The organism is Actinomadura sp. NEAU-AAG7, assembly GCF_018603865.1.
Taxonomy (GTDB): Bacteria; Actinomycetota; Actinomycetes; order Streptosporangiales; family Streptosporangiaceae; genus Spirillospora; species Spirillospora litoris.
Map to the genome: position 1 here is coordinate 106,199 of NZ_JAHFZY010000005.1, position 24,176 is coordinate 130,374.

Genomic DNA, 24,176 nt, shown 5'->3' on the forward strand with positions numbered 1-24,176 from the left:
CCTCACGTTGACGGGACGCCGCACGTTGGCAGAGCGCCGTACGCCGATGGAACACCTCACGATCCTCTACCGGGGGCCGCTCGCGAGCTGCGACTACGACTGCCCGTACTGCCCGTTCGCCAAGCGCCGCGACACGCCGGACCGGCTCCGCGCCGACCGGGCGGCGCTCGAACGCTTCACCGCCTGGGTCTCCGGCCGCGACCACCGCGTGTCGGTGCTGTTCACGCCGTGGGGGGAGGGGCTCGTCCGGTCCTGGTACCGGCGCGCCCTGGTCGCGCTCAGCCACCTCCCGCACGTCGAGCGGGTCGCGATCCAGACGAACCTGAGCCACCGCGTGTCGTGGACGGCGGAGGCCGACCCGTCGCGGCTCGCGCTGTGGGCCACCTACCATCCCGGCCAGGTGCCCTACGAGCGGTTCCTCGGCAAGTGCCGTGAGCTGGCGGACGGCGGCATCCGGTTCAGCGTCGGGATCGTCGGGCACCCCGACCACCTGGACGCGGCCCGCCGCCTCCGCGCCGACCTGCCCACGGGCACCTACCTGTGGGTCAACGCGGAGGAAGGGCGCCGATACGGCGACGCCGAGGCCGGCGCCTGGACCGGGATCGACCCGCTGTTCCCGGTCAGCCGCCGTCCGCATGCCAGCCGGGGCCTGCCGTGCCGCACGGGCGAGTCCGTCGTGTCGGTGGACGGGGACGGGACGGTGCGCCGCTGCCACTTCGTCCCGTCCGTCCTGGGCAACCTCTACGACGGCACGTTCCTCGACGCCCTCGGCCCGCGCCCCTGCCCGCTGGACACCTGCGACTGCCACATCGGCTACGTGCACCTGGAACCGCTCGGGCTCTACGACACGTTCGCGGGCGGCATCCTCGAACGCATCCCCGCCCTGCTCCACCGCGCGTGAGGTGGGGCGGGGGGTCGGTTCCGGCTCAGGTCTGCTTCTGGGGGGCGTAGTCGGCCTCGTCCACCCCGAAGGTCCAGGCGACGCCCGCGCGGGCCGTCCGGGTGGTGGGCGGCACCCGCAGGTAGTAGGTGCGGTGCGTCCCGTCGGGCTCGGGCGTGGAGTTGACCACCTCGACCATGACGACCGGCTCGTCGCCGGGCAGGTCGATGGACCACAGCACACCCGTCTCGTCGCGGTGCAGCGGCCGGGCGCCGGTCTCGGCCAGGTAGCGGTCGTAGCCGAAGATCTCCAGCATCACCCGGCGCAGCTCGGCGTTCTCCTCGGAGGAAATGCGGGAGGCGGTGAGGTCGGTGAGCGAGGCCACGAAGTCGGGCGGGATCGGCATGCCGCGCCAGGCGTGCAGGGCGAAACCGTCCGGGTAGGCCAGGGCCGGGCCGTCGCCGCGGTGGAGCCGTCCCGGCTCGTCGCGGTACAGGTCGGAGGGGCGCTCGGAGAGGATCACCAGCCCCTCGTAGGGCCACCACCACCCGGCGGAGCGCGCGACCTCCGCCAGGCCCGCGAGCGGGCCGCCGAGGCGTCCGAGCGACTCGAACAGCGCCAGCCACGGCGCGTCGTGCTGGCCGAGGACGGCGTCGAGCGTGGCGGCGCGCAGCAGGGTCCCGGCCTCGTTCTGGGCGGCCGAGGCGTCCTCGCCGCCCCCGCCCGCGAGGTCGCCGATGGCGGCGCGGACCCGCGTCACCAGCGACTGGACCTGGTTCCAGAGCAGGCCGCCCGACTCGCCCCAGACACGCGGCCACCGCTCCGGCCCCTGTTCGGAGCAGGCGGCGGAACGTGCCGCCTCCCACGGACGCGTTCTGACCTCGGCCAGCACACTCGCCCCCGCGGACCCCGCGCCCAGGTCTCCTTGGGCGCGGTCGACCAGATCGTCCAGACCGGCCGCCCTCAGCGCGTCGCCATGCCCGGCGAGGACGGCCGCCGCGGCCGCCCCCCGCGCGGGGGAGGGCACCCACACGAACCGCGCCGGAGCGTCCAGACCCGCGGACGCGTAGGCGGCGGCCACGCCCGCCTCGGCCCGGCCGCGGTCGGCGGGCCCGGTGCCGAACGCCGCCGACTGCCAGTCACTGACCACGAAGTGCGCCGCACGGGGCGCTTCGGTGAGCACGGCGTCAGTCCGCCACGACCCGGACGGCGCCCGGCACGTACTCGCGCTGCCGGACCACCCGGTACCAGCCCTTGGGCAACGTGATCGCCGCGTGCTCCTCGTGCACGAGCCGCCCGCCGGAGGGCAGGTGCAGGTGGTCGGGCGCGAGCGGGTCGGGGACCCGCAGCAGCGAGCCGGGCGCCGCCAGCGCGTGCGCGTGCCCGGTGGCCTCGCCGAGCGCCAGGACCATGCGCCCCCGCCCGTCGCGCGGGGCGGCCGGCAGCTCCCGCACGGCCCGCGGGACGGACTCCTCCGGCACGGGCATGATCAGGATGTCTCCTTGTCGGTACATGCGGCGAACGTAACGCCCGCCACCGACAGTTCCGGGAGCCGCGCGGCCGGCCTCAGAAGCCGCGCGTGCGGCGGGCGGCCGGGCGGGCCCAGCGGCCGGAGGCGCTCAGGCCGACGCGCTGGAAGGCCCGGACGAGCTCGCCGCCGAGGTTGACCCCGGCCCCCAGGGCCAGCGCCACCGAGAGCGCTCCAATGAGGCTCAGCACGCCCCCCTGGGGGTCGCCCGTGTTCAACTCCACCATGCCCCGGTACAGCATGGTCCCGGGCAGGAGCGGGCCGATGGCCGGGACCACGTAGGGCATCACCGGGGCCTGGTGGCGCCTGGCGAGCCAGTTCGAGAGCACGCCCACGACGGTCGCCGCCACCGCCGACGCGAGCACCGGAGGGAAGTTCCACCCCTGGAGCAGCACGTACAGGATCCAGATCAGCCCTCCGCCCAGGGCCGACGCGGTCAGGACGTCCCGGGGCGCCGCCAGCGACACCGCGAACGTCACCGACACGGCCGCCGCCGCCAGTAGCTGGACGGGCTTCAGCGTCACCGGAGCACTCGGCAGATGGCCGACGTCGATCGGCACGGTCAGCTTGACCGCGATGTAGACGATCGCGCCCAGCCCGGCCACGATCGCGGCGATCATGAAGAAGACCTCCAGCATCCGCGCCCCGGCGCTGACCAGGTCGCCGGTGATGCCGTCCTGGATGCTCGCGACCAGCGGGCGTCCCGGCAGCAGCGCCAGGATCGCGCCCGTGACGATCGTGGCCGCCTGCGCCGGGTTGCCCATCGCCACCACGAGCGCCGCGCCGGTCGCGCCGATCCCCGCCGCCACCGTCAGCTGGAAGAACTCCGCCACACCCCGCCTCGCCAGGGCCGCCGCCGCGCGGTCGCCGAGCAGCGTCGCGACGAACGCCGTCACCGCGACGAGCGGGCCGCCGCCGGACAGCACGCTCGCCGACGCCGCGATGAGCCCCAGCGACACGACGATGAGCCAAGCCGGATAGGGAGGTCGCCCCCGCTTCATCTCTGCGAGCCGCCGGTGCGCCTCGTCCAGTTCGACCATCCCGATGGACGCCTCCTGGACGAGGTTGTGCAGCGCGGTGAGCCGCCAGTACGCGGGCGTGCGGCGCCGGATGGCCCGCGAGCCCGTCACCGGCGCCGCGCCCTTCCCCGGATGCGCGCTCACCAGGAGGCTCGTGAGTGTGACCTGCACCTCGCAGCGCGGCAGCTCGTAGGCCACCGCGAGGCCGAGCATCGCCTCGTTCACCCGCTCGGTCGTCTCCCCGCTCGCCAGGAGGAGCTCACCCACCCGCAGGACGAGGTCGATCGCCCGCGGATCGACGGTCTCGCCCGGCTCGTCCTCGGGGGGCTCGGGGGTGTGACCCTCCATCAGGGCGTGCCAGGTCCGTCGCAAGCGTTCCCCCGCGCCCATTCGCTGCTTGCGCCCCTTCACCCGTAGGACTTGATCGTCCAGGGCAGGTTACCCAGGTCGTCGGCCCTCACAATCATCCGGGGTTATCCCCAGAACGGGATTCTGGTGCGGGTGGTCGGCGGGCGCTGATACCAAGGACGCATGAGCGATTTCGAGGGACTCCGAGGTGAGGCGGAGCGGTGCCTGCGCGCCCTCGCGGGCGAGCACGCGCGGCTCCGCGACGACCAGTGGACCGCGATCCACGCCCTCGTCGTCGAGCGGCGGCGCGCGCTGGTCGTCCAGCGCACCGGCTGGGGCAAGTCCGCCGTCTACTTCGTCGCGACCCGGCTGCTCCGCGAGCGCGGCGCGGGCCCCACCGTGATCGTCTCGCCGCTGCTGGCGCTCATGCGCAACCAGATCGACGCCGCCGACCGCGCCGGCATCCACGCCCGCACGATCAACTCGGCCAACACCGACGACTGGGACGCGGTCTTCGCCGAGGTGGAGGCGGGCGTCGTCGACGTCCTGCTGGTCAGCCCCGAACGGCTCAACAACCCCGACTTCCGCGACCTCGTGCTGCCCAAGCTCGCCGCGGGCGCGGGGCTGGTCGTCGTCGACGAGGCGCACTGCATCTCCGACTGGGGCCACGACTTCCGGCCCGACTACCGGCGGCTGCGCACGCTGCTGGCCGACCTGCCGCCCGGCATCCCCGTCCTCGCCACCACCGCCACCGCCAACGCGCGCGTCACGCAGGACGTCGCCGAACAGCTCGCCGGCGACGACGCCCTCGTCCTGCGCGGCCCGCTCGAACGCGAGTCACTGCGCCTGGCCGTGGTGAAGCTGCCCGGTGCCGAGCAGCGCATCGCCTGGCTCGGCGAGCACCTGGCCGACCTGCCCGGCTCGGGCATCATCTACACGCTCACCGTCGCCGCCGCCCACGAGATCACCGGCTACCTGCGCGATCGCGGCCACGAGGTCACCGCCTACTCCGGCCAGACCGAGCAGGCCGAGCGCCTCCAGGCCGAGCGGGACCTCCAGGACAACAAGCTGAAGGCCCTCGTCGCCACCAGCGCCCTCGGGATGGGCTTCGACAAACCCGACCTCGGCTTCATCGTCCACGTCGGCGCCCCGCAGTCCCCGGTCGCCTACTACCAGCAGATCGGCCGCGCCGGACGCGGCGTCGACCGCGCCGAGGTCATCCTCCTTCCCGGCCCCGAGGACCGCGACATCTGGGCCTACTTCGCCAGCCTGGCCTTCCCGCCGGAGCACATCGTCCGCGCCACCCTCGACGTCCTGGAGAACGCCGGCCGCCCGCTGTCCACCGGCGCCCTGGAACCCCAGGTCGACCTCAACCGCGCCCGGCTGGAGATGATGCTCAAGGTCCTCGACGTCGACGGCGCCGCCCGCCGCGTCAAGGGCGGTTGGACCGCCACCGGCCGGCCCTGGTCCTACGACCGCGAACGCTACGAGCGCGTCACCTCCGAACGCCGCCGCGAGCAGCAGGCCATGCTCGACTACATCGCCGCCACCACCTGCCGGGAGAAGTTCCTCCGCGACCAGTTGGACGACCCGTCCGCCGCCCCCTGCGGCCGCTGCGACAACTGCACCGGCGACCACTGGCCCGCCGACGTCACGCCCCAGGGCGCCGCCCAGGCCCGCGACCGCCTGCACCGCCCCGGCGTCGACCTGGCCCCCCGCCGCATGTGGCCCACCGGCGTCAAGGACGACCTGGGCGTCTCCGGCCGCATCAAACCCGAGCACCTCGCCGAGACGGGCCGCGCCCTCGGCCGCCTCACCGACATCGGCTGGGGCAACCGCCTCCGCGACCTGTTCGCCTCCGCCGACACCGACGTCCCCGCCGACATGGTCGAGGCCGTCGTCAAGGTTCTCACCGCCTGGGACTGGCCGGCCCGCCCCACCGGCGTCGTCACGATCGGCTCCCACTCCCGCCCCCGCCTGGTCACCGGCCTGGGCCGCCGCATAGCCGAGATCGGCCGCCTGCCCTACCTGGGCGAACTGACCCCGACCGGCGAACCCGTCCCGCGCCGCCACAACAGCGCCCAGCGCCTCCGCTCCGTCTGGCACTCCCTGACCGTCCCCCCGGACCTGGCCGCGGCCCTCTCCACCGCCCCGGGCCCCGTCCTCCTGGTGGACGACCGCGTGGAGACCGGCTGGACCATGACCGTGGCCACCCGCCTCCTCAGAGAATCCGGAGCCCCCGCCGTCCTCCCCCTGACCCTCGCCACCCCGAACTAGGAAGGCGCCGCCTAGCGCACGGAGGCCGGCCCACGACCGCGGCCGCCCGCCTCGTGCGAGTTTCCGGAGCCCTCACAGCGCTCCCTCTAACGCTCGCGCCGCCGAATTGGGGGGGTGACGCCTGGCACGTGGGGGTTGGTCGGCGACTGTGGTCGCCGGCCTCGTGAGGGTTTCGGGTGCCTCCGCGGTGCTGCCTCTAACGCTCGCGCCGCCGAATTGGGGGGTGATGCGTGGCACGTGGGGGTTGGTTGGCGACTGTGGTCGCCGGCCTTGTGCGAGTTTCGGGTGCCTCCGCGGTGCTGCCTCTAACGCTCGCGCCGCCGAATTGGGGGGTGATGCGTGGCACGTGGGGGTTGGTTGGCGACTGTGGTCGCCGGCCTTGTGCGAGTTTCGGGTGCCTCCGCGGTGCTGCCTCTAACGCTCGCGCCGCCGAATTGGGGAGGTGCCGCTTAGCGCATGAGGGCTGGTCCATGACCGTGGCCATCCGTCTCCACGGGGCGTGCTCGCGGCGCTGAATGCCGGGCTGATGGGGCTGCCCGCTGTCACCGTTGTGCAGGAGTACATCAAGGGGGTCGGGGCCAGCGACGCCCGGGGGACATCGCGGCTAGCAATGTGCGCTATCTGCTGCTCCTTTTGCGGGTGGCCGAGGACAAGCACCCCGACTACTGGACGCAGATCAAGGGTGAGCCGAAGAGTTTCTGGTGCCTCCGCAGGCTCTCGCTCAGCGTGTTTCGGGAGTGGGGGGAGCTGGCAGCGGGCCAGATTGTGACTTTCTGCCGCGATGCGGTGAGGTCGTGCTCGACGGTCAGCTCGTCTCGCGGTAGCGCGTGTCTCGGGGTTCCAGCTCGCCGATCAGGTTGCCGTCCGGGATCAGGGTGCACAGCCACGGCATCCGGAGCACCTCGGCGGAGAGCGCCAGGAATTTGCGCCAGGTCGGTCGGAGCCCGGGACGCGTGGTCACTCTCCGACTCGGCCTGCGTCCGTGGCTCCGGGCCGCAGGACCGGCAGCCCGGCCCGCAGCCGGTCCAGGAACTCGTCGACGTTCAGGCAGCGGTCCTCCGCGTCGACGACCTCGGGCACGAACGCCTCGACGATGCCGTCCCCGACGGCGAAGTCGACGTCGTCGTCATCGTCGTCGTAATTGTTCACCCAGCGCCCGCCGGGGGCGTACACGTCCATGGCGTGGTCGTAGTCGATCACCCACGGGGTATCGACGATCCCGGTCCGCAAAGAGCCGTGGTTGTACCAGCCGTAGACCAGGTGGGTGAAGGCGCCGTCGTGGATGTAGATCTCCCCTTCGCCGCCCTCCAGGGTCTCGGCCTTGGTGTGACCGCCGACGTACAGGCCGGGCCGGTCCCCATAGAGCGCAATCGGGCCGTCGACCGTCAGATCGCCGGTCACCACGATCAAGTCGACGTCGCCGCGCAGTTCTTTGATGGCGTCCAAAAATCACCGTCGAGGGTGAGGTCGCCGTCGAAGAACAGCACCTCGTCGTAACCGGGGGACGCTCCCGCCCCCTCGAACACGGCGGACAACGCGCCACCCAGGCGGGCATCGGCCTCGGCATAGCACAGGGACGCGGGGATGGCGGATTTCGGCATGGGGACGAGCATAGGTTTGTGTACAGACAATCCGGCGCGCGGCAGGGTTTTGAAACACGGCCGCAGGGCGTGTTTCAAAGGCGCCCATCACAGCCACTTATCGATGCAGGCGATGTGGATGGTGCCTCGTCGCGTTCGGGGAGCTTGTCGTATCCGGTCGCGACCGCCCGGTTGCGCTTGAAGCGGTTGATCCCGCACCCCGGCGTCCGCGATGGTCGGCGGGGTCGAACTCGGGTGTGCCGATGGCCTGTGCCTCGTCATCGGGCCGAGGGTGAGGTTCCTCCGCCCCCTACTTTGACCTCAAGTTAACTCAAGGTTCTACGGTGCCTGGACGGGTATCCAACCAAGGGGAGCATCGCATGTCGACTCAGCAGGTCTCCGACGCCGAACTGGCGGCGCAGCCGGCCGCCTACTGGACCGGGGTCGCCTACGAGGCCCTCGTCGCGTTCACCCGAGCCCGGCAGGCCGAGCAGGGCTACACCCATCCGCAGTTCTGGCTGCTGCGCAACCTGTCCAAGAACGACATCTCCCTCGACGGCCGGGGCATGACCCTCCGCGAGTTGCGGGACGCGATGAGCTCCTACATCAGGCCGGAGGACGACCTGGCGGCCGAGGCGGAGGTCCTGGTGGAGCGCGGCTGGCTCACCCGCGACGCCGAGGGCCGGCTGTGGATCACCGAGGCGGGGGAGCGGGCGCGGGTCGATCTCGGACGGCACGCCCCGGCGATCCGGGCCCGCATCCACGAGGGAATCGACGACGCCGACTACGTCACCGCGCTCAAGGTGCTCCAGCAGATGATCCGCAACACCGGCGGCACCCCCGCCTGAGGCAGTGATCGAGCGTTCTTGCGGCCGATCGCGCGGCCGGGAGGCGGGACGCCTCCGTGTTCCCGCGAGCCCTGCGGTCCGGCTCGTCGGGCGTGGCCGACGGGTTTGTGGGGGCGGGGGGCGGCGGGCGCCAGTCCAGATGGGGCCTGGGCTGGTGCCCGGTGCCGCCCCGCCCGCGCGCCCCTGTCGGCGCGGGCGGGCGATGGGTCGGCCCGTGCGCGCGGCCCCGCGCACGGGCCGACGATCGGCCCGGGGCGCCGCGGCGGAGAAGAGCCGCGGCGAACCGGGAGTCCCTAGGTGGCCGCCGCCTTGGCGGAGTACACGAGCTTGTCGGCCGGTACCACGACCAACTCGGACGGCACGGACGCGACGATCTTCGCGGGGACGTCCTGGGGCTGGACGGGACGCTCGGGGGCGGACGGGCTCACGGGTGCACTTCCTCGGTCGGGGGCGGGACCAAAGTGTTCTAGAGGTCAGGAAACGCTGTCCAGCTGTTTCAAAGAACATCTTGAGATAAGTTGAGCGGGAAATGTCATCATTTCCCGCTGGGATGCACGCTCGGCCATTTCGGGAGCAGGTAGTAATGTCACCCCCCGTGGCCCCGTCCCTCGACGAGCTCCTCGACTGCCCGTCCGGCCTGCTCGACACCACCTTCGACCAGCTCCGGACGCTGCTCGTGGTGCACGCGACAGGGTCGGCGCTGCGTGCCGCGCGGGTCCTCGGGCGGGAGCAGTCGAGCGTGCAGAAGCAGCTCGACACGCTCAACCGCAACAGCCAGGCGCTGTGCGGGGAGGTGCTGACCGTCCGGCAGGGGCGCGGGAAGGACTTCCTGTTCACCCCCACCGGCGAGACGACGGTGGAGCTGGCGAGCCAGACGATCGGGAGCTGGCTGGAGTCCATCCACTGGAGCCGCCGGCGGCTCGGCCGCATGCTGACGGTCGGCACGACCGAGTTCACGCTGCCGATCGTGTCGCGTGCGTGGGACCGGGTGTCGGAGGAGTTCCGGCAGCGCGAGGTCGAGTTCAAGGTCGCGCACGTCCGCACCAAGGACCTGTGGTCGCGCCTGGAGACCAAGCAGGTCGATCTGATCTGCGGCAGCATCGTCAGCACGCCGGAGGGCGACCGGCGGCTCGACGAGTACGAGGTCATCGAGTACGCGCGGGGCCAGGCGCTGCTGCTGACGAACCTGTCCGAGAACGAGCTGCCGGACGGGCCGGTGCGCACGAGCGGCCTCGCCGGGGTCCCGCTGGTGGTGCCGCCCGCCGGGCTCGTCGCCGACCTGCTGGCCACCTGGTACGGGCCGAACTTCCGGGAGCGGCTGAGCGTGGTCGCCGACATCGACGACGTCCACTACGGGCTGTCGCTGCTGAAGTCGGGCTTCGTCCGCGGCTGCATGATCGTGACCGGGTCGATCGGGCGGGGCATGGCGGGGCAGGACGACCCCGACGCGGTCCCGCTGCGCGCGATCAAGCTGCGCGACGACCTGGAGCCCAGGGCCGAGCTGATGACCGGCGCGTTCGTCCGCCGCGCCGACCTCGAACGCTACGACGCGGGGCATCCGCTCAACCGCCTGTGGGACGCGGTCCGCGAGGACGTGCGCACCTACACCCCGTCCGCCTGAGCCAGCGGGCCTCGCCGCGTTTCTTGCCGTCTGTTCGGTTTCGCCCGCGCCTGGACGACGCTGCGGACGGGGTTCGCCGATCGACGAGGGCGCGGCCGCATGGCCGAGGGTGCCCTCGGTCGGTGGCGCGTCCGCTGCCTCCGGCTGGGCCGGACCGGTCAGGTCTTGATCTGGTTGTCCACCACGTCCAGGGACGGGCGGGCGCCCAGGTGCTGGAGGGCCTGGGAGGCCAGCCGGCAGCCGGCGGTGAGGGCGTCGGCGGGCTGCTTGCCGTCCAGCCAGGGCGGGAGGAAGCCGGCGACGAACGCGTCGCCCGCGCCGGTGCCGTCGATGATCTTCTCGACGGGGTCGGCGGCGACCGTGACGGGCTCGGGGCGGCCGTTGGTGTACCAGAGGGCGCCGTCGGCGCCGACGTTGACGACGACCTGCGGGTACCAGGCGGTGAGGACCTTGGCGGCCTGGTCGGGGTTGTCGCGGCCGGTGAGGATCTCGGCCTCGGTGTGGTTGACGACCAGGAGGCGGGCGCCCTGCGTCCACTCCAGGAACGGCTCGGCGCCCATGCGCTTGAGCGGGGAGGACGAGCCGCCGTCCACCGAGATGGACATCTGCGCCTGGCGCGCGAGGTCCAGGGTGTGGCGGGCGGCCTTGCGGGAGCCCTCGTTGATCAGCGAGTAGCCGGACAGGTGCAGGTGCGTGCCCTGGACGAACAGGTCCTTGCAGCGCTCGATGTCCTCGGGGAGGAGGGCGGCGTTGGCGCCCGGGTCCGACAGCATGGTGCGGTCGCCCTTGTGGGTGACCATCACCACACAGGTGCCGGTGGGGCGCTCCTGGTCCATGACGAGGCGGGCGTCGACCCCGTACCCCATCAGCTCCATGTCGCGGTTGCGGCCCGCGATGTCGGCGCCGCGGCGGCCGACGAAGGCCACCTCGACCCCGTCGAGGGCGAGCCACGAGGCCACGTTGGCGCCGGAGCCGCCCCCGTGGGTCGTCACGGCGGCGGGCGTGTCACTGCCCTTGGCCAGGGGGAACGCGGCACGGGCCACGGTGTCTGTCATAAGATCGCCGACCACGACCACGCGCGTCATGGAGTCATCACCTCGATCAACACGGCCCGCGCGAGCGGCATCCTGGGCGTGTGCTCGACCGTAACAGCTCTTGCCCCCCGAAGAGGTCTCGAACGCGCAGCGAAACCAAGGAAGCCCTCCTTTTTCCCGGCAAGCTCACCTGGGGCGGCGTGCCTTACGCTCTGGTACGTGACCGAGCGTTACCCGGATCAGTGGGAGGCCGACGTCGTCCTCAGCGACGGCGGGACGGCCCATCTGCGGCCCATCCGGAGCGAGGACGCCGAGATCCTGCGGGTGTTCTACGCGCGGCTGTCGCCGGAGTCCATCTACTACCGGTTCTTCTCGCCCCGGCCGAGCCTCACCGACCGTGAGGTCGAGCATTTCACCTCGGTGGACCACGACCGGCGCGTCGCGCTGATCGCCACGATCGGGGAGGAGATGGTGGCGGTCGTCCGGTACGACAGCTTCGAGGATCGTCCGGAGACGGCGGAGGTCGCGTTCCTGGTGGAGGACGCGCACCAGGGGCGCGGGCTCGGCGCGGTGCTGCTGGAGCACATCGCGGCGGCGGCGCGGGAGCGGGGCGTGCGGCGGTTCGTGGCGAGCGTGCTGCCCGACAACCGGCGGATGACGCGGGTGTTCCGGGAGGCGGGCTACGAGGTCGGGCAGCGGTTCGAGGAGGGCGTGATCGAGCTCGTCCTGGACCTCGCGCCGACCGAGACGTCGCTGGAGGTCATGGCCGCGCGCGAGCACCGGGCGGAGTCGCGGTCGATCCAGCGGCTGCTGTTCCCGCGCTCGGTGGCGGTGATCGGGGCGAGCCGGGCCGAGCACAGCGTGGGGCACACCGTCCTGCGGAACCTGCTCGGCGGGAACTTCACCGGCCCGGTGTACCCGGTGCATCCGACCGCGATGGCGGTCGCGGGTGTGCGCGCGTACGCGTCGGTGCTCCAGATCCCGGACGATGTGGACCTGGCCGTGGTGGCCGTCCGCGCCGACGCCGTCCACGGGGTGGTGGACGAGTGCGCCGGCAAGGGCGTGCGCGGCCTGGTGGTGGTGTCGTCCGGCTTCGGCGAGACCGGGCCGGAGGGGCGGGCGAGCCAGGAGGAGCTGGTCCGGCTCGCGCGCGCCTACGGCATGCGGGTCGTCGGGCCCAACTGCCTCGGCATCGCCAACACCGACCCGGACGTGCGGCTGAACGCGACGCTGGCGCCGACCCTGCCGGGACGCGGCCCGGTGGGGTTCTTCTCCCAGTCCGGCGCGCTCGGCATCGCGATCCTCCATCGGACGGCGTCGCGGGGTCTCGGGCTGTCCACGTTCGTCTCCGCCGGGAACCGCGCCGACGTGTCCGGCAACGACCTGATGCAGTACTGGGAGGAGGACCCGGCGACCAAGGCCGTCCTGCTGTACCTGGAGTCGCTGGGGAACCCGCGCAAGTTCGCCCGGCTCGCGCGCAGGCTCGGCCGCCGCAAGCCGATCGTGGCGGTCAAGAGCGGGCGCGGCACGCAGGGCGTCCCGATCGGGCACTCGGCGCAGGCGCTGACCCTGCCCGACCACGCGGTCAGCGCGCTGTTCGCGCAGGCCGGCGTGATCCGCGTCGAGGACCTGTCGGAGCTGTTCGACGTCGCCCAGCTGCTGGCCTACCAGCCGCTCCCCGCCGGGGACCGCATCGCGATCATCGACAACTCCGACTCGCTGGGGCTGCTGGCGCAGGACGCGGCGACCGCGCTCGGCCTGGAGGTCAGGCCGCGCCTCGACCTCGGGCCGCGCGCGGGCGCGCAGGAGTACGAGGCGGCGCTCGCCGGGGCGCTGGCCGACGAGGCCGTCGACGCGGTCGTCGCGCTGTTCACGCCCCCGACGATCGGCGGCTACGACCAGCGCGTCCCCGAGCGGATCGTGCGGCTGGCGGAGGGGGCGTCCAAGCCGATCGTGGCGACCTACCTGGGCTTCGAGGGCATGCCCGCCGACCTGCGCGTCCCCGGGCCGGACGGCTCCGCCGCCGAGGGGTCGATCCCCTCCTACGCGGCGCCGGAGGACGCGGTGCGGGCGCTGGGCTACGTCGTCCGGTACGCGCGGTGGCGGCAGCGCCCGGTGGGCCGCCTCCCGGAGCTGCCCGACGCCGACCGCGACCGCGCGCGGGGCCTGGTCGGGGAGTGGCTCGGGTCCGGGGACGGGGGCCCGGTGCACGCCACGGCCGAGCAGGCCGCCGAGCTCCTCGCCTGCTACGGCGTCGAGATGCGCGCGGGCGGCGGGGGAGTGCCGACCCGCGTCGTCTCCATGGAGGACGCGTCGTTCGGCGCCGTCGTGTCGTTCGGCCTGGCCGACGAGACCGCCGCGCTCCTGGACGACCGCGCCTACCGGCTCGGGCCGCTCACCGACGCGGAGGCGGCCGAGCTGGTCCGCGCGATCCGCACGGCCCCGCTCCTGCTGGGCCACCGGGGCGCCGAGCCGGTCGACCTCGCGGCGCTGGAGGGCCTGCTCGTCCGGGTGTCGCGGCTCGGCTACGAGATCCCCGAGGTGGCGCGGCTGGAGCTGAACCCGGTCATGGCGGACGCGTCCGGCGCCGCCGTCGGCGGTGCCGCGCTGCGGCTGGAGCGCCCGCTCGGCCCGCGCCCCGAGCTGGGGCCGCGCCGCCTGCCCTGACCCTCACCCGGGCGGCGGAGGCGGGCTGGGCTCCGGTGTCGGCGGGACGGGGTCGGGCTCCGGCGGGCCCGGCGGGCTCGGCTCCGGAGCCGGTCCCGGGGGCGTCGGCTCCGGCGGCACGGGCCCGGGAGGCTGCGGGGCCGGTCCGGGCGGCGGCTCGGGGGGCGGCACCAGCGGCTCGGGCTGGGGGGCCGGATCCGGCGTGGGCGGCGGAACCGGTGTCGGGGAGGGCAGCGGATCTGTGTCCATGCCCACCCCGTACCCCGTGTTCCGCCGCCTGACCATGCCCCCAGGGGCATGTGCCGGTCCTGGCATGTGCGCCGCCGCCCCCGGACAGGGCAGGATGGGGGCCATGAGGGAAACCCGAGCGACCGATCACGGTTTGCGCACGGCGATCGAGCGCAGCGGTTACTATCCGGTCCTGGTCGCGGACGCGGTGGAGTCGGCCGTCGGTGACGAGCGCGTCATCGCCTACGTGGTGCACCACGAGGCCACCTTCGACCCCGCGATGGAGGTGCGCCGGCACGTGACCGTGCTGGTGCTGTCGGCGAGCCGGCTGCTGGTGTGCCACACCGACGAGCACCCGCCCGGCGAGGGCATGGCCCAGCCGCACGCGTCCACCACCACCGAGGCCGTCAAGCTGGACCGCGTCCAGTCGGTCGCGGTGACCCGGGTCGTCCCGGACCCCGCGTCCTACGTGCCGGGGGTGCCGCCCACCGAGGTGGTGCTGACGATCGGCTGGGGCGCGATCGCCCACATCGACCTGGAGCCCGCGACCTGCGGCGACGAGAACTGCGAGGCCGACCACGGCTACACCGGCAGCGTCACCGCCGACGACCTGTCGCTGCGGGTGAGCGAGGCCGCCGACGGCGCCGAGGCGGTCGCGCAGGTGCTGGCGTTCGCCGAGGAGCTGTCGACCGCGACGGCGCGGTGAGCACGGCGCGCCCGGCGCCGCCCCGCTACGGGGCGGGCGCGCTCGCGGACCTTCCGCCGTCGGTGCTGTCCGCGCTGGGCGTGCCGGGCGCCGTGAACGTGCTCGGCCTGCCGCCGGCGCCGCGCGTGTGCGTGCTGATCGTGGACGGGCTCGGCTGGGAGCTGCTGCGCGCCCACCCGGCCGACGCGCCGTTCCTGAACGCGATGGACGGCGGGGCGATCACGGCCGGGTTCCCCGCGACGACGGTCACGAGCCTCGGCTCGCTCGCCACCGGCCTGCCGCCCGGCGGGCACGGCCTGCTCGGCGTGCAGGTGCGGGTCCCGGGTACCGGGCGGCTGCTCAACTGCCTGCGCTGGCGGGACGACTCGGTCGACCCGGCGGAGTTCCAGCCCGCCCCGACCGTGTACGAGCGCGCGGCGGCGGACGGCGTCGAGGTCGCCTACGTCGGCCTCGGCTACTACCGGGGATCCGGGCTGAGCCGCGCCACCACCCGGGGCGCCGACTACCTGGCCGCCGACAGCCTCGGCCAGCTCGTCGGGCGGTCCGAGTACGCGCTGGGCCTCGGCGACCGGTCGTTCGTCACCGTCTACCACCCCGACCTCGACTCGACCGGGCACCGGTTCGGCGTCGCGTCCGCCGACTGGCGCGTCCAGCTGCGGTTCGTCGACGACCTCGCGCGGCGGATCGCCGACGTCCTGCCCGCGGGGGCGGCGCTGTACGTGACCGCCGACCACGGCATGGTCGACCCGTCCGAGCGGGTGGACGCCGACGCCGTCCCCGGGCTGCGCGCGGGCGTCGCGCTCCTCGGCGGCGACGCGCGCTGCCGCTACGTCTACAGCGAGCCGGGCGCGCACGGCGACGTCCTCGCCGCGTGGACGGAGGTCCTCGGCGACCGCGCCTGGGTCGTGTCCCGCGACGAGGCGGCCGCGAGCGGCTGGTTCGGCGAGCTGGCGCCGGGGATGGCGGAGCGGATCGGCGACGTGGTCGCGGTCGCGCGCGGCGGGCTCGCGATCACCGCGTCCGAGCGGGAGCCGTGGCTGGACCGGATGGTCGGCATGCACGGCTCCCTCGTCCCGGCGGAGCTGCTGATCCCGCTGCTCGGCACGTCGCGCGCCTGACCCGCACGGCGGCGGGCGGGGCGGCGCGCCGCGGCCTAGGCTACGAGTTGTGACGAACCAGAACTCGCCCCTCCCGAATCGGGGCAAGGACGGTCAAACTGGCGAGGTGCATCCTCTCATCGAAGTGCCCGCGCTGGACCGGCTGCTCCGGCAGCAGACCCCCCTGGTCCTGCTGGACGTGCGATGGCATCTGGGGGGCCCGCCGGGGATCGAGTCCTATCGCCGGGGGCACCTGCCCGGCGCGGTCTTCGTCGACCTGGGCCGGGACGTCGCCGGGCCGCCCGGCGCGGGCGGGCGGCACCCGCTGCCCGCGGCCGGGGACTTCGAGGCCGCGATGCGCCGCGCCGGGGTCTCGGCCGGCGGCCTCGTCGTCGTCTACGACGACGCGGACTCCACCGCGGCCGCCCGGCTCTGGTGGGCGCTGCGCTATTTCGGCCATGACCGCGTCCGGGTTCTGGACGGCGGGTACAAGGCGTGGACGGAGGCGGGCCACCCGGTGACCACCGCCGACCCGGAGGTCAAGCCGGGCGACTTCATCGCCGACCCGGGGCGGCTGCCCGTGCTGGACGCCGACGGTGCCGCCGCGCTGGCGGGCGCGGGCGTGCTGCTGGACGCGCGGTCCGCCGAGCGCTTCCGGGGCGAGCGGGAGCCCGTCGACCCCGTCGCCGGGCACATCCCGGGAGCGCGGAACGCCCCCACCTCCGGGAACGTCGGCGTGGACGGCCGGTTCCTGCCGCCGGGCCTGCTGCGCGAGCGGTTCGCCAAGCTCGGTGCCACCGACGCGCTCGACGTCGGCGCCTACTGCGGCTCGGGTGTGACGGCGGCGCACGAGATCCTCGCCCTCAACCTCGCGGGCATCCCGGCCGCCCTCTACGTCGGCTCCTGGTCCCAGTGGGTGACCGACCCGTCCCGCCCGGTTGCCACCGGCGACTGACCCGGTGTGAGCGCGGCCGCGCCGATGGCGCCGGCCGTTCTCCTCCGCGTGCCGCACCGGTCGTGAGCGGCCCCGGGCGCGGCTCGGCCTCGGCCTCGCCGCGCCCGGGGCGAGCGGGCGGCTACCCCTGGCCCATGCAGAGGAAGCCCATCACGCCCGGGGTGCGGCGGACGGACGCCAGCGCGCGCGCCGGGGAGCGTCCTCCGGCCAGGGCGGCGTGGAAGGCGGCCATGAACTCCGGCGTCACCTCGTCCTGGACTGGAGTGACGCTGGCGATGACCGTCGCCGTGCCCAGGGCCAGCAGGACCCCCGCCATGCCGAGGACGGCGTCGCCCTCGTCCGCGCGTCCGCTGTCGCAGGAGGAGAGCACCACGACGCGCGGCGGGGTGGACAGCTCGTCCAGGTCGTGGACCATGAGCGGGCCGTCCGCCATGCGCAGGCGTGAGAACAGGGCGTTGCCCGGATGGAACTCCCCATGTGCGGCGATGTGCGCGAGCGCGGCACCGTCCAGGGCGTCGCGGACGGCTTCCGCGCGCGCCCCCGGCCCGTCCAGGACGAGCGCCCGCGGATAGAGGCGCCGCAGCACCGACAGCTCGCGCGCGGTGTGGCGCAGGCCCGGCCCACCGGCCAGCACGGTCGGCCCGGCCACGGGTTCGACCGCCGCGGCCCGCAGCCACGCCCCCGCCGAGGGGACGACCGTGAACGGGCGCCCGGCCAGCGGCGGCAGCGCCGCCCACGGCAGCCCGTGCAGCCTGCCGGGCGGGGCGATGACCAGCTCGCGGTCGCCGAGCTCCAGCTGGAGCGGGCCCAGCAGGTGGCGGCCGAGGCGCTCGCGGGAGCGGCTGAACGCCGTCGCGGCCTGCGCGTCGTCCGCCGACTCCGCGAGGTGGCGGAGCGCGAGGCGCGCCATCGTGATGTGGTGCGCGGCGGCCGCGCACGTCCCGAGGCGGCGCCGCCGGACGCGCCCGTCGGCGACCGTCACCGCGTGCAGGTCGCCGCCGACCGCGACCAGCTCGACCAGCGCCCGCCCGTCCAGTGCCGCGACGACGTCGTCGAGTTCGGGCGAGCGCCGCGCGAGGCCGTCGGGCGCCCGGCGCCTGGTGTGCGCCATGACCCGCGCCTCCAGGACGGCCAGCTCCCTCGACAGCACGGACCCGACGCCTCCGCGCGCCGTGTCGGCGGTGTGCTCGACGCTGAGCGCCCGCAGGGCGGTCAGCGCGGCGGCCCGCTCGGCGTCCCTGGGCGGGCGCACCCGCGCCGGACGGGCGACCGCGCGGCGCCGCTCCTCCATCGCGAACAGCTCCTGCGCGGAACGGGCCAGCCCCAGGCCGAGGTCGGCCAGCTCCGTGGTGAACCCCGCCGCCCGAGCACGCAGGTCGAGCGCGCCGAGCGCCTCCGCGTGCTCCTCGGCGACCTCCAGTCCGGCCCGGACGGCGTCCATCGCGCCCTTGTGGTCCTCCAGGGCGCGGCGTTCGAGCGCGATGGCGTGCCAGGCCGCGATCCGCACCGACGCCGGGCCGCGCATGCTCCCGATCGTCGACAGCAGGTGCCCCGCGGGCCGTCCCTGCGACAGCGCCACGCGCGCCGCGACGACCCGGGCGTCGGCCGCCGCGACGACCCAGCCGCCGTCCTGGAGCCGGTCGGCCGTGGCGACCGCCGTCCGGTACAGCAGCGGCGACCGCTCCCCGCACGCCCACCGCGCCCGCAGCAGCAGGTGCTCGGCCAGCAGCATCCAGCCGATGCGCTCCTGCTCGGCGAACTTGATCCGGGCGCGCTCCGCCGTGCCGACCGCCCGCACCGCCTCCCCGCTCGCCAGCTCGGCGTGGGCGAGCAGCAGCAGGCCGTCGGCGATGTCGCACCGGTACCCGTTCGCCGCGGCCGCCGCCAGCGCGTCCTTGAGGAGCGGGCGCGCCTCGTCCGGCAGGCCCGCCATGATGAGGGCCTCGGCCTGGTCGAACCGGCACTGCGCGAGGCGCTCGCCGACCAGGCCGCGCTCCGCCGCCGCGAAGAGGCGGAGGGCGCGCGAGACGTCCCCGCGCCGCGACATCGCGAAGCCCAGGTTGGCCTTGGCCATCGCCGTCTGGTGCGCCAGCCCGGACGCCTCGCCCACCGCGATCGCCTCCGCGAGCATCGCCTCCGCGCCGTCGAGGTCCCCGCCCAGCGCCTGCGCCAGGCCGAGGTTGGTGAGCAGGCCGTTGAGCGCCGCCGGATCCTCCCCGCGCCGGAGCTTGCGCAGCGCCTGCGCCGCCGCCTCCCGCGCCTCGGGGAGCCGTCCGGCCCGGGCGAGCGCGCAGGCCGTGTTCGCGGCCAGCCGGTCGGCGTCCAGGCCGCGCAGGACGGGTTCCGCCGCCGCCGCGCACGCCAGCGCCGCCCCGGCCTCGCCCCGCGCGGCGAGGAGCCCGACGAGGTTCATCCGCACCTGCGCCGCCGCGTACGGATCCGCCCAGTCCGCGGGCGCGCCCTCGGGCGGCGGGAGCGGGTCGGCCGGCCCGAGCCGCTCAAGCGGGTCGAAGGGGAGGGCCAGCGGGTCGGGGACGGACGGGCTCCGCCGGCCCTCCGCCAGGTCCAGGGCGCTGTGGAGGTAGCGCAGGCCGTCGTCCAGGAGGCCCTGCTCCTTGGCCGCCAGCCCCGCCACGCGCAGCGCGAGGACCTCCTCCGCCGGCGTGGACGCGCTCTCCAGCAGCGACAGCGCGCGGGTGCGGGCCGTCACCGGGGCCATCGCCACCAGCCGCAGCAGCGCGCGCTCTCCGGGGCCCTTCACAGCCGGACCCAGCTCGTGACGACGGACGTCCCGTCCGGGAAGCGCAGGTCGAGGCTGACGACGCCCTCGGGGACCCGCGGGAGGCAGAACAGCCCGCCCGCCTCCACGCGCGCCGTCACCTCGCCGGGCGCGAGGCCCGGCTGGCGGACGTGGACGTCCGCGGCCGCGGACGGGATCAGCCGCCCGGTGATCTCGCGGCCCCGGCCGGTCGGCGCCACCTCGACCTCCACGATCAGGCCGGGGGCCGCGAAGGTCAGCGCGCGGACGCCGCCGCCGCGGACGCCGGAGGCGACCCGCCCGGCGAGGTCGCCGGTGAGCCCCGCCAGCACGGAGGAGGGGGCCCGCCAGGCGAGCGCGGAGCGCCCCGCCGCGAGGACGCCCTCCGGGAGGGGGTCGAGGGTCTCGAACGCGGCCCGCACGCGCGCGAGCAGTTCGTCGTCGTTCACCGGACGAGCCCGCGCAGCGTCTCCAGGCAGCGCGCCCGGGTCGGTCCGACGCTGCCGACCGGGATGCGCAGCGCCGCCGCCAGATCGGCCTGGCCCGCGTTCTGCGCGACCATCCGCAGCAGCACCTGGCAGCGCCGGGGGAGCGTGGCGATGGCCGTGGCCACCTGCCCGAGGCGCTCCCGGGCCAGCACCACCTGGTCGGGCGCCGCCTCGGGCGCCGCCACGACCAGCGGCGGCAGGTCGCGCGCCGCGCGCGCCGCCAGCCGCGCGCTCTCGTGCCGCGCGGTCGTGGCGAGCCACGCGCCGACCGCCGCCGGGGAGCGCAGCCCGTCCATCCGCTCCACCAGCCGCAGCCAGGTGGTCTGCACCACGTCGCCGGAGTCGGCGTCGCCGAGCCCGTGCCCGCGCGCGATCGCCCAGAGCATCCCGCTGTAGCGCTCGACCAGCCGGGCCCACGCGGCGCCGTCGCCGTCGCGGGCCCGGTCCATCAGTTCGTCCGTCCCGTCTTGCAGGGCCATCGAAGTCTCCTCCGGAGGCCCCCCGCTCCGTTCAACCTAGGGCTTCGGTGACGGTTCCGGCACCCTCGGTTACCGGTTCGCGGCCGTGCCGTGCTCAAGAACTGATGATTACCCCGAGGTCGGGAAGGGTAGGACGACGTGCCGGGTCCAGCACCCGGTCGGCCGCCGCCACCGCGTCGAGGTCCTCGCGCGCGGCCAGCCCGGCGATCCGCCCCGCGACGGCCGGTGCCGCGAACGAGGTCCCGCTCCAGCTCGCGTAGCCGTGGAAGTCGGCGGCGCGGCCGTCGAAGTCGACGTAGCTGCTGGTCACGTCCACACCCTGGGCGCACGCGTCCACCCACCAGCCGTAGTTGGAGAACCGCGCGCGGTCCGCGCCGTCCAGCGCCGCGACGCCCACCACCGGCCCCAGCGCGGCGGGCCAGAACGGCCGGTCGGACGCGGCGTTGCCCGCGCACGCCACCACGACCGTCCGGCGGCCGAGCGCCGCGACCGCCCGCGCCAGCACCGGGGACGGCCGGTCGTCGAAGGTGTGGCAGCCGAGCGAGAGGTTGACGACGTCCGCGCCGCCCCACGCCGCCAGCCAGGTGAGCGCCCGGATCACCGCCGCCTCGTCGCCGACGCCGTCGCCGCCGATGACGCGCCGGGCCCGCAGCCGCGCCGACGGCGCGTGCCGCAGCACCACGCCCGCGATGAACGTGCCGTGCCCGGCCTGCGCGTCCAGTTCGGCGTCGAGGTCGGCGTCCAGGACCTCGGCGACCTCCTCGCGCTGCTCGCGGAACCAGTCGGCGTCCTCGTACCAGGGGTGCGGCGACAGGCCCGTGTCCAGGATCGCCACCGTGACGTCCCGCCGGGTCGGCCCGGCCTCCGGCGCCGGGACGGGGTCCGCCGGGCGCGCCAGGTCGGCCGGCCCGCTCCACCACAGCGGCTGCCCGAGCACGAGGTGGTTGGGCGACACGCTCATCCGGCGGTGCCGCCCGTCCCCGGCCAGCTCGGCGGTGAGCTCGCACACGTCCACCTTCAGCGGCGCCCGCAGCCGCAGCCGCGTGACGCCCTCCTCGTCGTGCCGCGACTCGTACCAGCGGCGGACCCGGTCCTGCGCCGCGCCCGCGTCCTGCTCCGCGACGAGGATCTGGTCACGGCGGACCAGCGCGGGACGTCCCGGCACCGGCTCCACCATCACGGCGTCCGGGTGCCGCTCCAGCACCCGCTCCAGCCGTGCCTGCTGATCGAACATCGATCCTCGCTTTCCCTGTTCCCGTGTGTGAGGTCCGTTCTCGAACTCATCGTGCCGGACCCGTGACACCCGGTGACGTGTGATCGCGAAAGCCGCCCGCGGGGCCGCCGCCCTTCGGGCCTTGCCCTGCGCGGCACCCCTCCCGCGCCCTAACCTGGGCGGTCGAGGACCGTGAACGGTGCGCATCCCGTGGTCAAGGGTTCGACAAACAGCGAACTCACGGTGGTGCGACAGGTGCCGATGATGCACAATGAGGGACGCGGACGCCGACTTGGGACGTACGAGGCCGTAGGGGAAGACGAGCCTCGGTACAGATCCAGGAGGTCCGGTGACCGCACGTGGCGTTTTCTACGTCCACTCCGCGCCACCTGCGCTGAGCCCGCATGTCGAGTGGGCCGCCGCAGGTGTTCTCGGTGTGCCCGTTTCCCTTGAATGGGCCGATCAGGCGGCGGCGCCGGGAACGCTGCGCGCCGAGCTTCATTGGGAGGGCAAGCCGGGCACCGCGGCGGGAATCACGTCCGCGCTGCGCAACTGGAAACTGCTGCGATTCGAGGCCACCGAGGATCCCACGCCCGGGTGCGACGGGGTCCGCTACAGCTTCACCCCGTCCCTCGGGGTGTTCACGGGCGTGATCGGCGCCAGCGGCGACATCATGGTCCCCGAGGACCGGCTCCGCTCGGTCATGGCCAACGCCGCCGTGGGCAAGGCGACGCTGGAGCACGAGCTCGACCGACTCCTCGGCACGCCGTGGGACAACGAGCTCGAACCCTTCCGCCGCGCCGGCGACGGGGCTCCCGTCCGCTGGCTGCACGCCGCGGTCTGACGCCGGACGAGGGAGCGCGCCCGTCCCCGCACCGCGCGCGCCCCGCCTTCCGGACCGGGCTCATGGCACGTGCGCCCCGCCGCGCCGCACCGGGCGCGCCGGGGCGCCCGTCGTCCATCCCGGACCTCGCCGCCCGGCCGCCTGGGAGCCGGGCGCCCGAGGCTCAGTGAGACGACAGGACGGCCCGGTGAGCCGAGGCTCACCGGGCCGTCCCGCCGCGTGCGCGGCGCTACTGCGCGGCGTTGTTACGTGCCAGGTGTCAGAGCGCCCGCCGGAAGGCGACCGACACGTTGTGCCCGCCGAAGCCGAACGAGTTGTTCAGCGCCGCGGCCGGGCCGTCGGGGAGCTTGCGCGGTTCGCCCCGCGCGATGTCGAGATCGACCTCGTCGTCGATGTCGTCCAGGTTGGCGACGGGTGGCACGATCCCGTCCCGCAGCGCCAGGATCGTGAAGATCGACTCCAGTGCGCCCGCGCCGCCGAGCAGGTGCCCGGTCATCGACTTGGTCGCGGTGATGATCACCTTGCGGGCGGCCTCCTCGCCGAGCCCGGCCTTGATGGAGGCCAGTTCGGCGACGTCGCCCGCCGGGGTGGAGGTGGCGTGCGCGTTGATGTGCACGATCTCCTCGGGCGCCAGGTCGGCGTCGGCGAGGGCCCGCCGCATCGCCTTGGCCTGCCCCGCGCCGGTCGGGTCGGGCAGCACGATGTCGTAGGCGTCGCCGGAGTAGCCGCAGCCCGCGACGATGCCGTGGACCTGCGCGCCGCGCGCCCGCGCGTGCTCCTCCGACTCCAGGATCATGACGGCCGCGCCCTCGCCGAGGACGAACCCGTCACGGTTCTTGTCGTAGGGGCGGGACGCGCGCTCCGGCTCGTCGTTGCGGGTCGACATCGCGCGCATGGAACCGAACGAGGCCATCTGGAGGGGGTGTATGCACGACTCCGTGCCCCCGCAGATGATGACGTCGGCGCGGCCCGCGCGGATCATGTCGACGGCGTAGCCGACGGCCTCGCCGCTGGACGCGCAGGCGCTGACCAGGGCGTGCGAGCCGGCCATCGCGCCGAACTCGATGCCCACGTGCCCGGACGCGCCGTTCGGCATCAGCATCGGGACCGTGAAGGGCGAGACCCGCGACCAGCCCTTCTCCTTGTACACGTCGTAGCTGTCGAGCGCCGTGTGCAGGCCGCCGATGCCGCTGGAGACCACGACGCCGAGGCGCTCGCCGTCCACCACGAAGCCGCCGTCGACTCCGGCGGGCGACTCCTCCTTGCGGGACCGGCGGGTCACCGGCTTGGCGAAGCCGGCGCTCGTCCACGCCTCCCGCGCGGCGATCAGCGCGATCGACTGGTTGCGGTCGAGCTTGCGCAGGAGTTGCTTCGGCATCACCTCCGAGGGGTCCACCGCGAGCGTCGCGGCGAACCGCACCGGCAGGTTCTCGACGTCGTCCCACGGCAGCGGGCGGATGCCCGACTTGCCGGCGAGCAGGGCCGACCACGTCGACGGAAGGTCCCCGCCGAGCGGGGTCGTGGCCCCGAAACCGGTCACGACGACTGTGGTCTTGCTCGTGCTCATGCGTGGTGCTCCTTGCGAACGGGAGGCGGGTGGGCCTGG

General features: G+C 74.4%; 22 protein-coding genes. 9 read left to right on the top strand and 13 right to left on the bottom strand.

Going from position 1 to position 24,176, the window contains the following annotated elements; all coding sequences use genetic code 11:
- Positions 1-46: 46 nt before the first annotated feature.
- Positions 47-901 (top strand): STM4011 family radical SAM protein, encoded by an 855-nt coding sequence (locus KLI87_RS23190; protein ID WP_156215560.1) that lies wholly within the window; start codon positions 47-49, stop codon positions 899-901.
- Positions 902-926: 25 nt separating this feature from the next.
- On the opposite strand, the gene KLI87_RS23195 is transcribed toward KLI87_RS23190, so the two are convergent.
- Genes KLI87_RS23195 through KLI87_RS23205 form a run of 3 tightly spaced genes read right to left on the bottom strand, consistent with a single transcriptional unit; the run spans position 927 to position 3,775 of the window.
- The gene (locus tag KLI87_RS23195) at positions 927-2,063 is read right to left on the bottom strand and encodes a DUF6745 domain-containing protein (protein WP_214618684.1); all 1,137 of its coding nucleotides are present in this window, start codon (positions 2,061-2,063) and stop codon (positions 927-929) included.
- Between the two features lie 4 nt (positions 2,064-2,067).
- The gene (locus KLI87_RS23200; protein ID WP_156214932.1) at positions 2,068-2,394 is read right to left on the bottom strand and encodes a hypothetical protein; all 327 of its coding nucleotides are present in this window, start codon (positions 2,392-2,394) and stop codon (positions 2,068-2,070) included.
- Between the two features lie 52 nt (positions 2,395-2,446).
- Positions 2,447-3,775 (bottom strand): threonine/serine exporter ThrE family protein, encoded by a 1,329-nt coding sequence (locus tag KLI87_RS23205; RefSeq protein ID WP_156214933.1) that lies wholly within the window; start codon positions 3,773-3,775, stop codon positions 2,447-2,449.
- A gap of 183 nt (positions 3,776-3,958) precedes the next feature.
- Here KLI87_RS23205 and KLI87_RS23210 point away from each other — a divergent pair, with 183 nt between their 5' ends.
- Complete coding sequence (locus KLI87_RS23210; protein ID WP_156214934.1) at positions 3,959-6,052, top strand: RecQ family ATP-dependent DNA helicase; 2,094 nt, start codon at positions 3,959-3,961, stop codon at positions 6,050-6,052.
- 805 nt (positions 6,053-6,857) lie between these two features.
- On the opposite strand, the gene KLI87_RS23215 is transcribed toward KLI87_RS23210, so the two are convergent.
- The 3 genes from KLI87_RS23215 to KLI87_RS23225 are packed head-to-tail and all read right to left on the bottom strand — an operon-like array spanning position 6,858 to position 7,653.
- The gene (locus tag KLI87_RS23215) at positions 6,858-7,013 is read right to left on the bottom strand and encodes a hypothetical protein (RefSeq protein WP_214618685.1); all 156 of its coding nucleotides are present in this window, start codon (positions 7,011-7,013) and stop codon (positions 6,858-6,860) included.
- The gene (locus KLI87_RS23220) at positions 7,010-7,498 is read right to left on the bottom strand and encodes a hypothetical protein (RefSeq protein ID WP_214618686.1); all 489 of its coding nucleotides are present in this window, start codon (positions 7,496-7,498) and stop codon (positions 7,010-7,012) included. Before KLI87_RS23220 ends, KLI87_RS23215 begins: the two co-directional genes overlap by 4 nt.
- Positions 7,459-7,653 (bottom strand): hypothetical protein, encoded by a 195-nt coding sequence (locus KLI87_RS23225; RefSeq protein ID WP_214618687.1) that lies wholly within the window; start codon positions 7,651-7,653, stop codon positions 7,459-7,461. Before KLI87_RS23225 ends, KLI87_RS23220 begins: the two co-directional genes overlap by 40 nt.
- 359 nt (positions 7,654-8,012) lie before the next feature.
- On the opposite strand from KLI87_RS23225, the gene KLI87_RS23230 reads away from it, so the two are divergent.
- Positions 8,013-8,480: a MarR family winged helix-turn-helix transcriptional regulator gene (locus KLI87_RS23230; RefSeq protein ID WP_156214936.1), complete on the top strand. Its 468-nt coding sequence runs from the start codon at positions 8,013-8,015 to the stop codon at positions 8,478-8,480.
- 293 nt (positions 8,481-8,773) lie between these two features.
- Here the strand turns inward: KLI87_RS23230 and KLI87_RS41085 are convergent, their stop codons facing one another.
- Positions 8,774-8,908 carry a hypothetical protein gene (locus KLI87_RS41085; protein ID WP_272498765.1) on the bottom strand — a complete coding sequence of 45 codons (135 nt, stop codon included), beginning with the start codon at positions 8,906-8,908 and terminating at the stop codon, positions 8,774-8,776.
- A gap of 155 nt (positions 8,909-9,063) precedes the next feature.
- On the opposite strand from KLI87_RS41085, the gene KLI87_RS23235 reads away from it, so the two are divergent.
- Positions 9,064-10,101: a LysR family transcriptional regulator gene (locus tag KLI87_RS23235; protein WP_214618688.1), complete on the top strand. Its 1,038-nt coding sequence runs from the start codon at positions 9,064-9,066 to the stop codon at positions 10,099-10,101.
- Positions 10,102-10,259: 158 nt separating this feature from the next.
- Here the strand turns inward: KLI87_RS23235 and KLI87_RS23240 are convergent, their stop codons facing one another.
- Complete coding sequence (locus KLI87_RS23240; RefSeq protein ID WP_156214938.1) at positions 10,260-11,186, bottom strand: carbohydrate kinase family protein; 927 nt, start codon at positions 11,184-11,186, stop codon at positions 10,260-10,262.
- Positions 11,187-11,354: 168 nt separating this feature from the next.
- Between KLI87_RS23240 and KLI87_RS23245 the strand changes: the two genes are divergently transcribed.
- From KLI87_RS23245 to KLI87_RS23260, 4 genes are all read left to right on the top strand, one after another.
- Positions 11,355-13,802 carry a GNAT family N-acetyltransferase gene (locus KLI87_RS23245; protein ID WP_214618689.1) on the top strand — a complete coding sequence of 816 codons (2,448 nt, stop codon included), beginning with the start codon at positions 11,355-11,357 and terminating at the stop codon, positions 13,800-13,802.
- Between the two features lie 352 nt (positions 13,803-14,154).
- On the top strand, positions 14,155-14,736 hold the full coding sequence (locus tag KLI87_RS23250; protein WP_214618690.1) for a DUF5998 family protein: 582 nt from the start codon (positions 14,155-14,157) through the stop codon (positions 14,734-14,736).
- A complete protein-coding gene (locus KLI87_RS23255) occupies positions 14,733-15,854 on the top strand; it encodes an alkaline phosphatase family protein (protein WP_214618691.1) in 1,122 nt (373 codons plus the stop codon). Before KLI87_RS23250 ends, KLI87_RS23255 begins: the two co-directional genes overlap by 4 nt.
- Before the next feature lie 106 nt (positions 15,855-15,960).
- The gene (locus tag KLI87_RS23260; RefSeq protein WP_214618692.1) at positions 15,961-16,788 is read left to right on the top strand and encodes a sulfurtransferase; all 828 of its coding nucleotides are present in this window, start codon (positions 15,961-15,963) and stop codon (positions 16,786-16,788) included.
- 121 nt (positions 16,789-16,909) lie between these two features.
- Here KLI87_RS23260 and KLI87_RS23265 read toward each other — a convergent pair whose 3' ends face one another.
- From KLI87_RS23265 to KLI87_RS23280, 4 genes are all read right to left on the bottom strand, one after another.
- Positions 16,910-19,549, bottom strand: coding sequence for a CHAT domain-containing protein (locus tag KLI87_RS23265; RefSeq protein ID WP_308166133.1), 2,640 nt, complete (start codon positions 19,547-19,549; stop codon positions 16,910-16,912).
- Positions 19,546-19,995, bottom strand: coding sequence for a hypothetical protein (locus KLI87_RS23270; RefSeq protein ID WP_214618693.1), 450 nt, complete (start codon positions 19,993-19,995; stop codon positions 19,546-19,548). Before KLI87_RS23270 ends, KLI87_RS23265 begins: the two co-directional genes overlap by 4 nt.
- Positions 19,992-20,513: an RNA polymerase sigma factor gene (locus KLI87_RS23275; protein ID WP_156214940.1), complete on the bottom strand. Its 522-nt coding sequence runs from the start codon at positions 20,511-20,513 to the stop codon at positions 19,992-19,994. The genes KLI87_RS23270 and KLI87_RS23275 overlap by 4 nt, the downstream gene beginning before the upstream one ends.
- A gap of 94 nt (positions 20,514-20,607) precedes the next feature.
- On the bottom strand, positions 20,608-21,747 hold the full coding sequence (locus KLI87_RS23280) for a S8 family serine peptidase (protein WP_214618694.1): 1,140 nt from the start codon (positions 21,745-21,747) through the stop codon (positions 20,608-20,610).
- Positions 21,748-22,075: 328 nt separating this feature from the next.
- Between KLI87_RS23280 and KLI87_RS23285 the strand changes: the two genes are divergently transcribed.
- Positions 22,076-22,570, top strand: a complete 495-nt coding sequence (locus KLI87_RS23285; RefSeq protein WP_214618695.1) for a DUF3145 domain-containing protein — start codon at positions 22,076-22,078, stop codon at positions 22,568-22,570.
- A 259-nt stretch (positions 22,571-22,829) separates the two neighbouring features.
- Here KLI87_RS23285 and KLI87_RS23290 read toward each other — a convergent pair whose 3' ends face one another.
- Positions 22,830-24,137: a beta-ketoacyl synthase gene (locus KLI87_RS23290; RefSeq protein WP_156214942.1), complete on the bottom strand. Its 1,308-nt coding sequence runs from the start codon at positions 24,135-24,137 to the stop codon at positions 22,830-22,832.
- Positions 24,138-24,176: the final 39 nt, after the last annotated feature.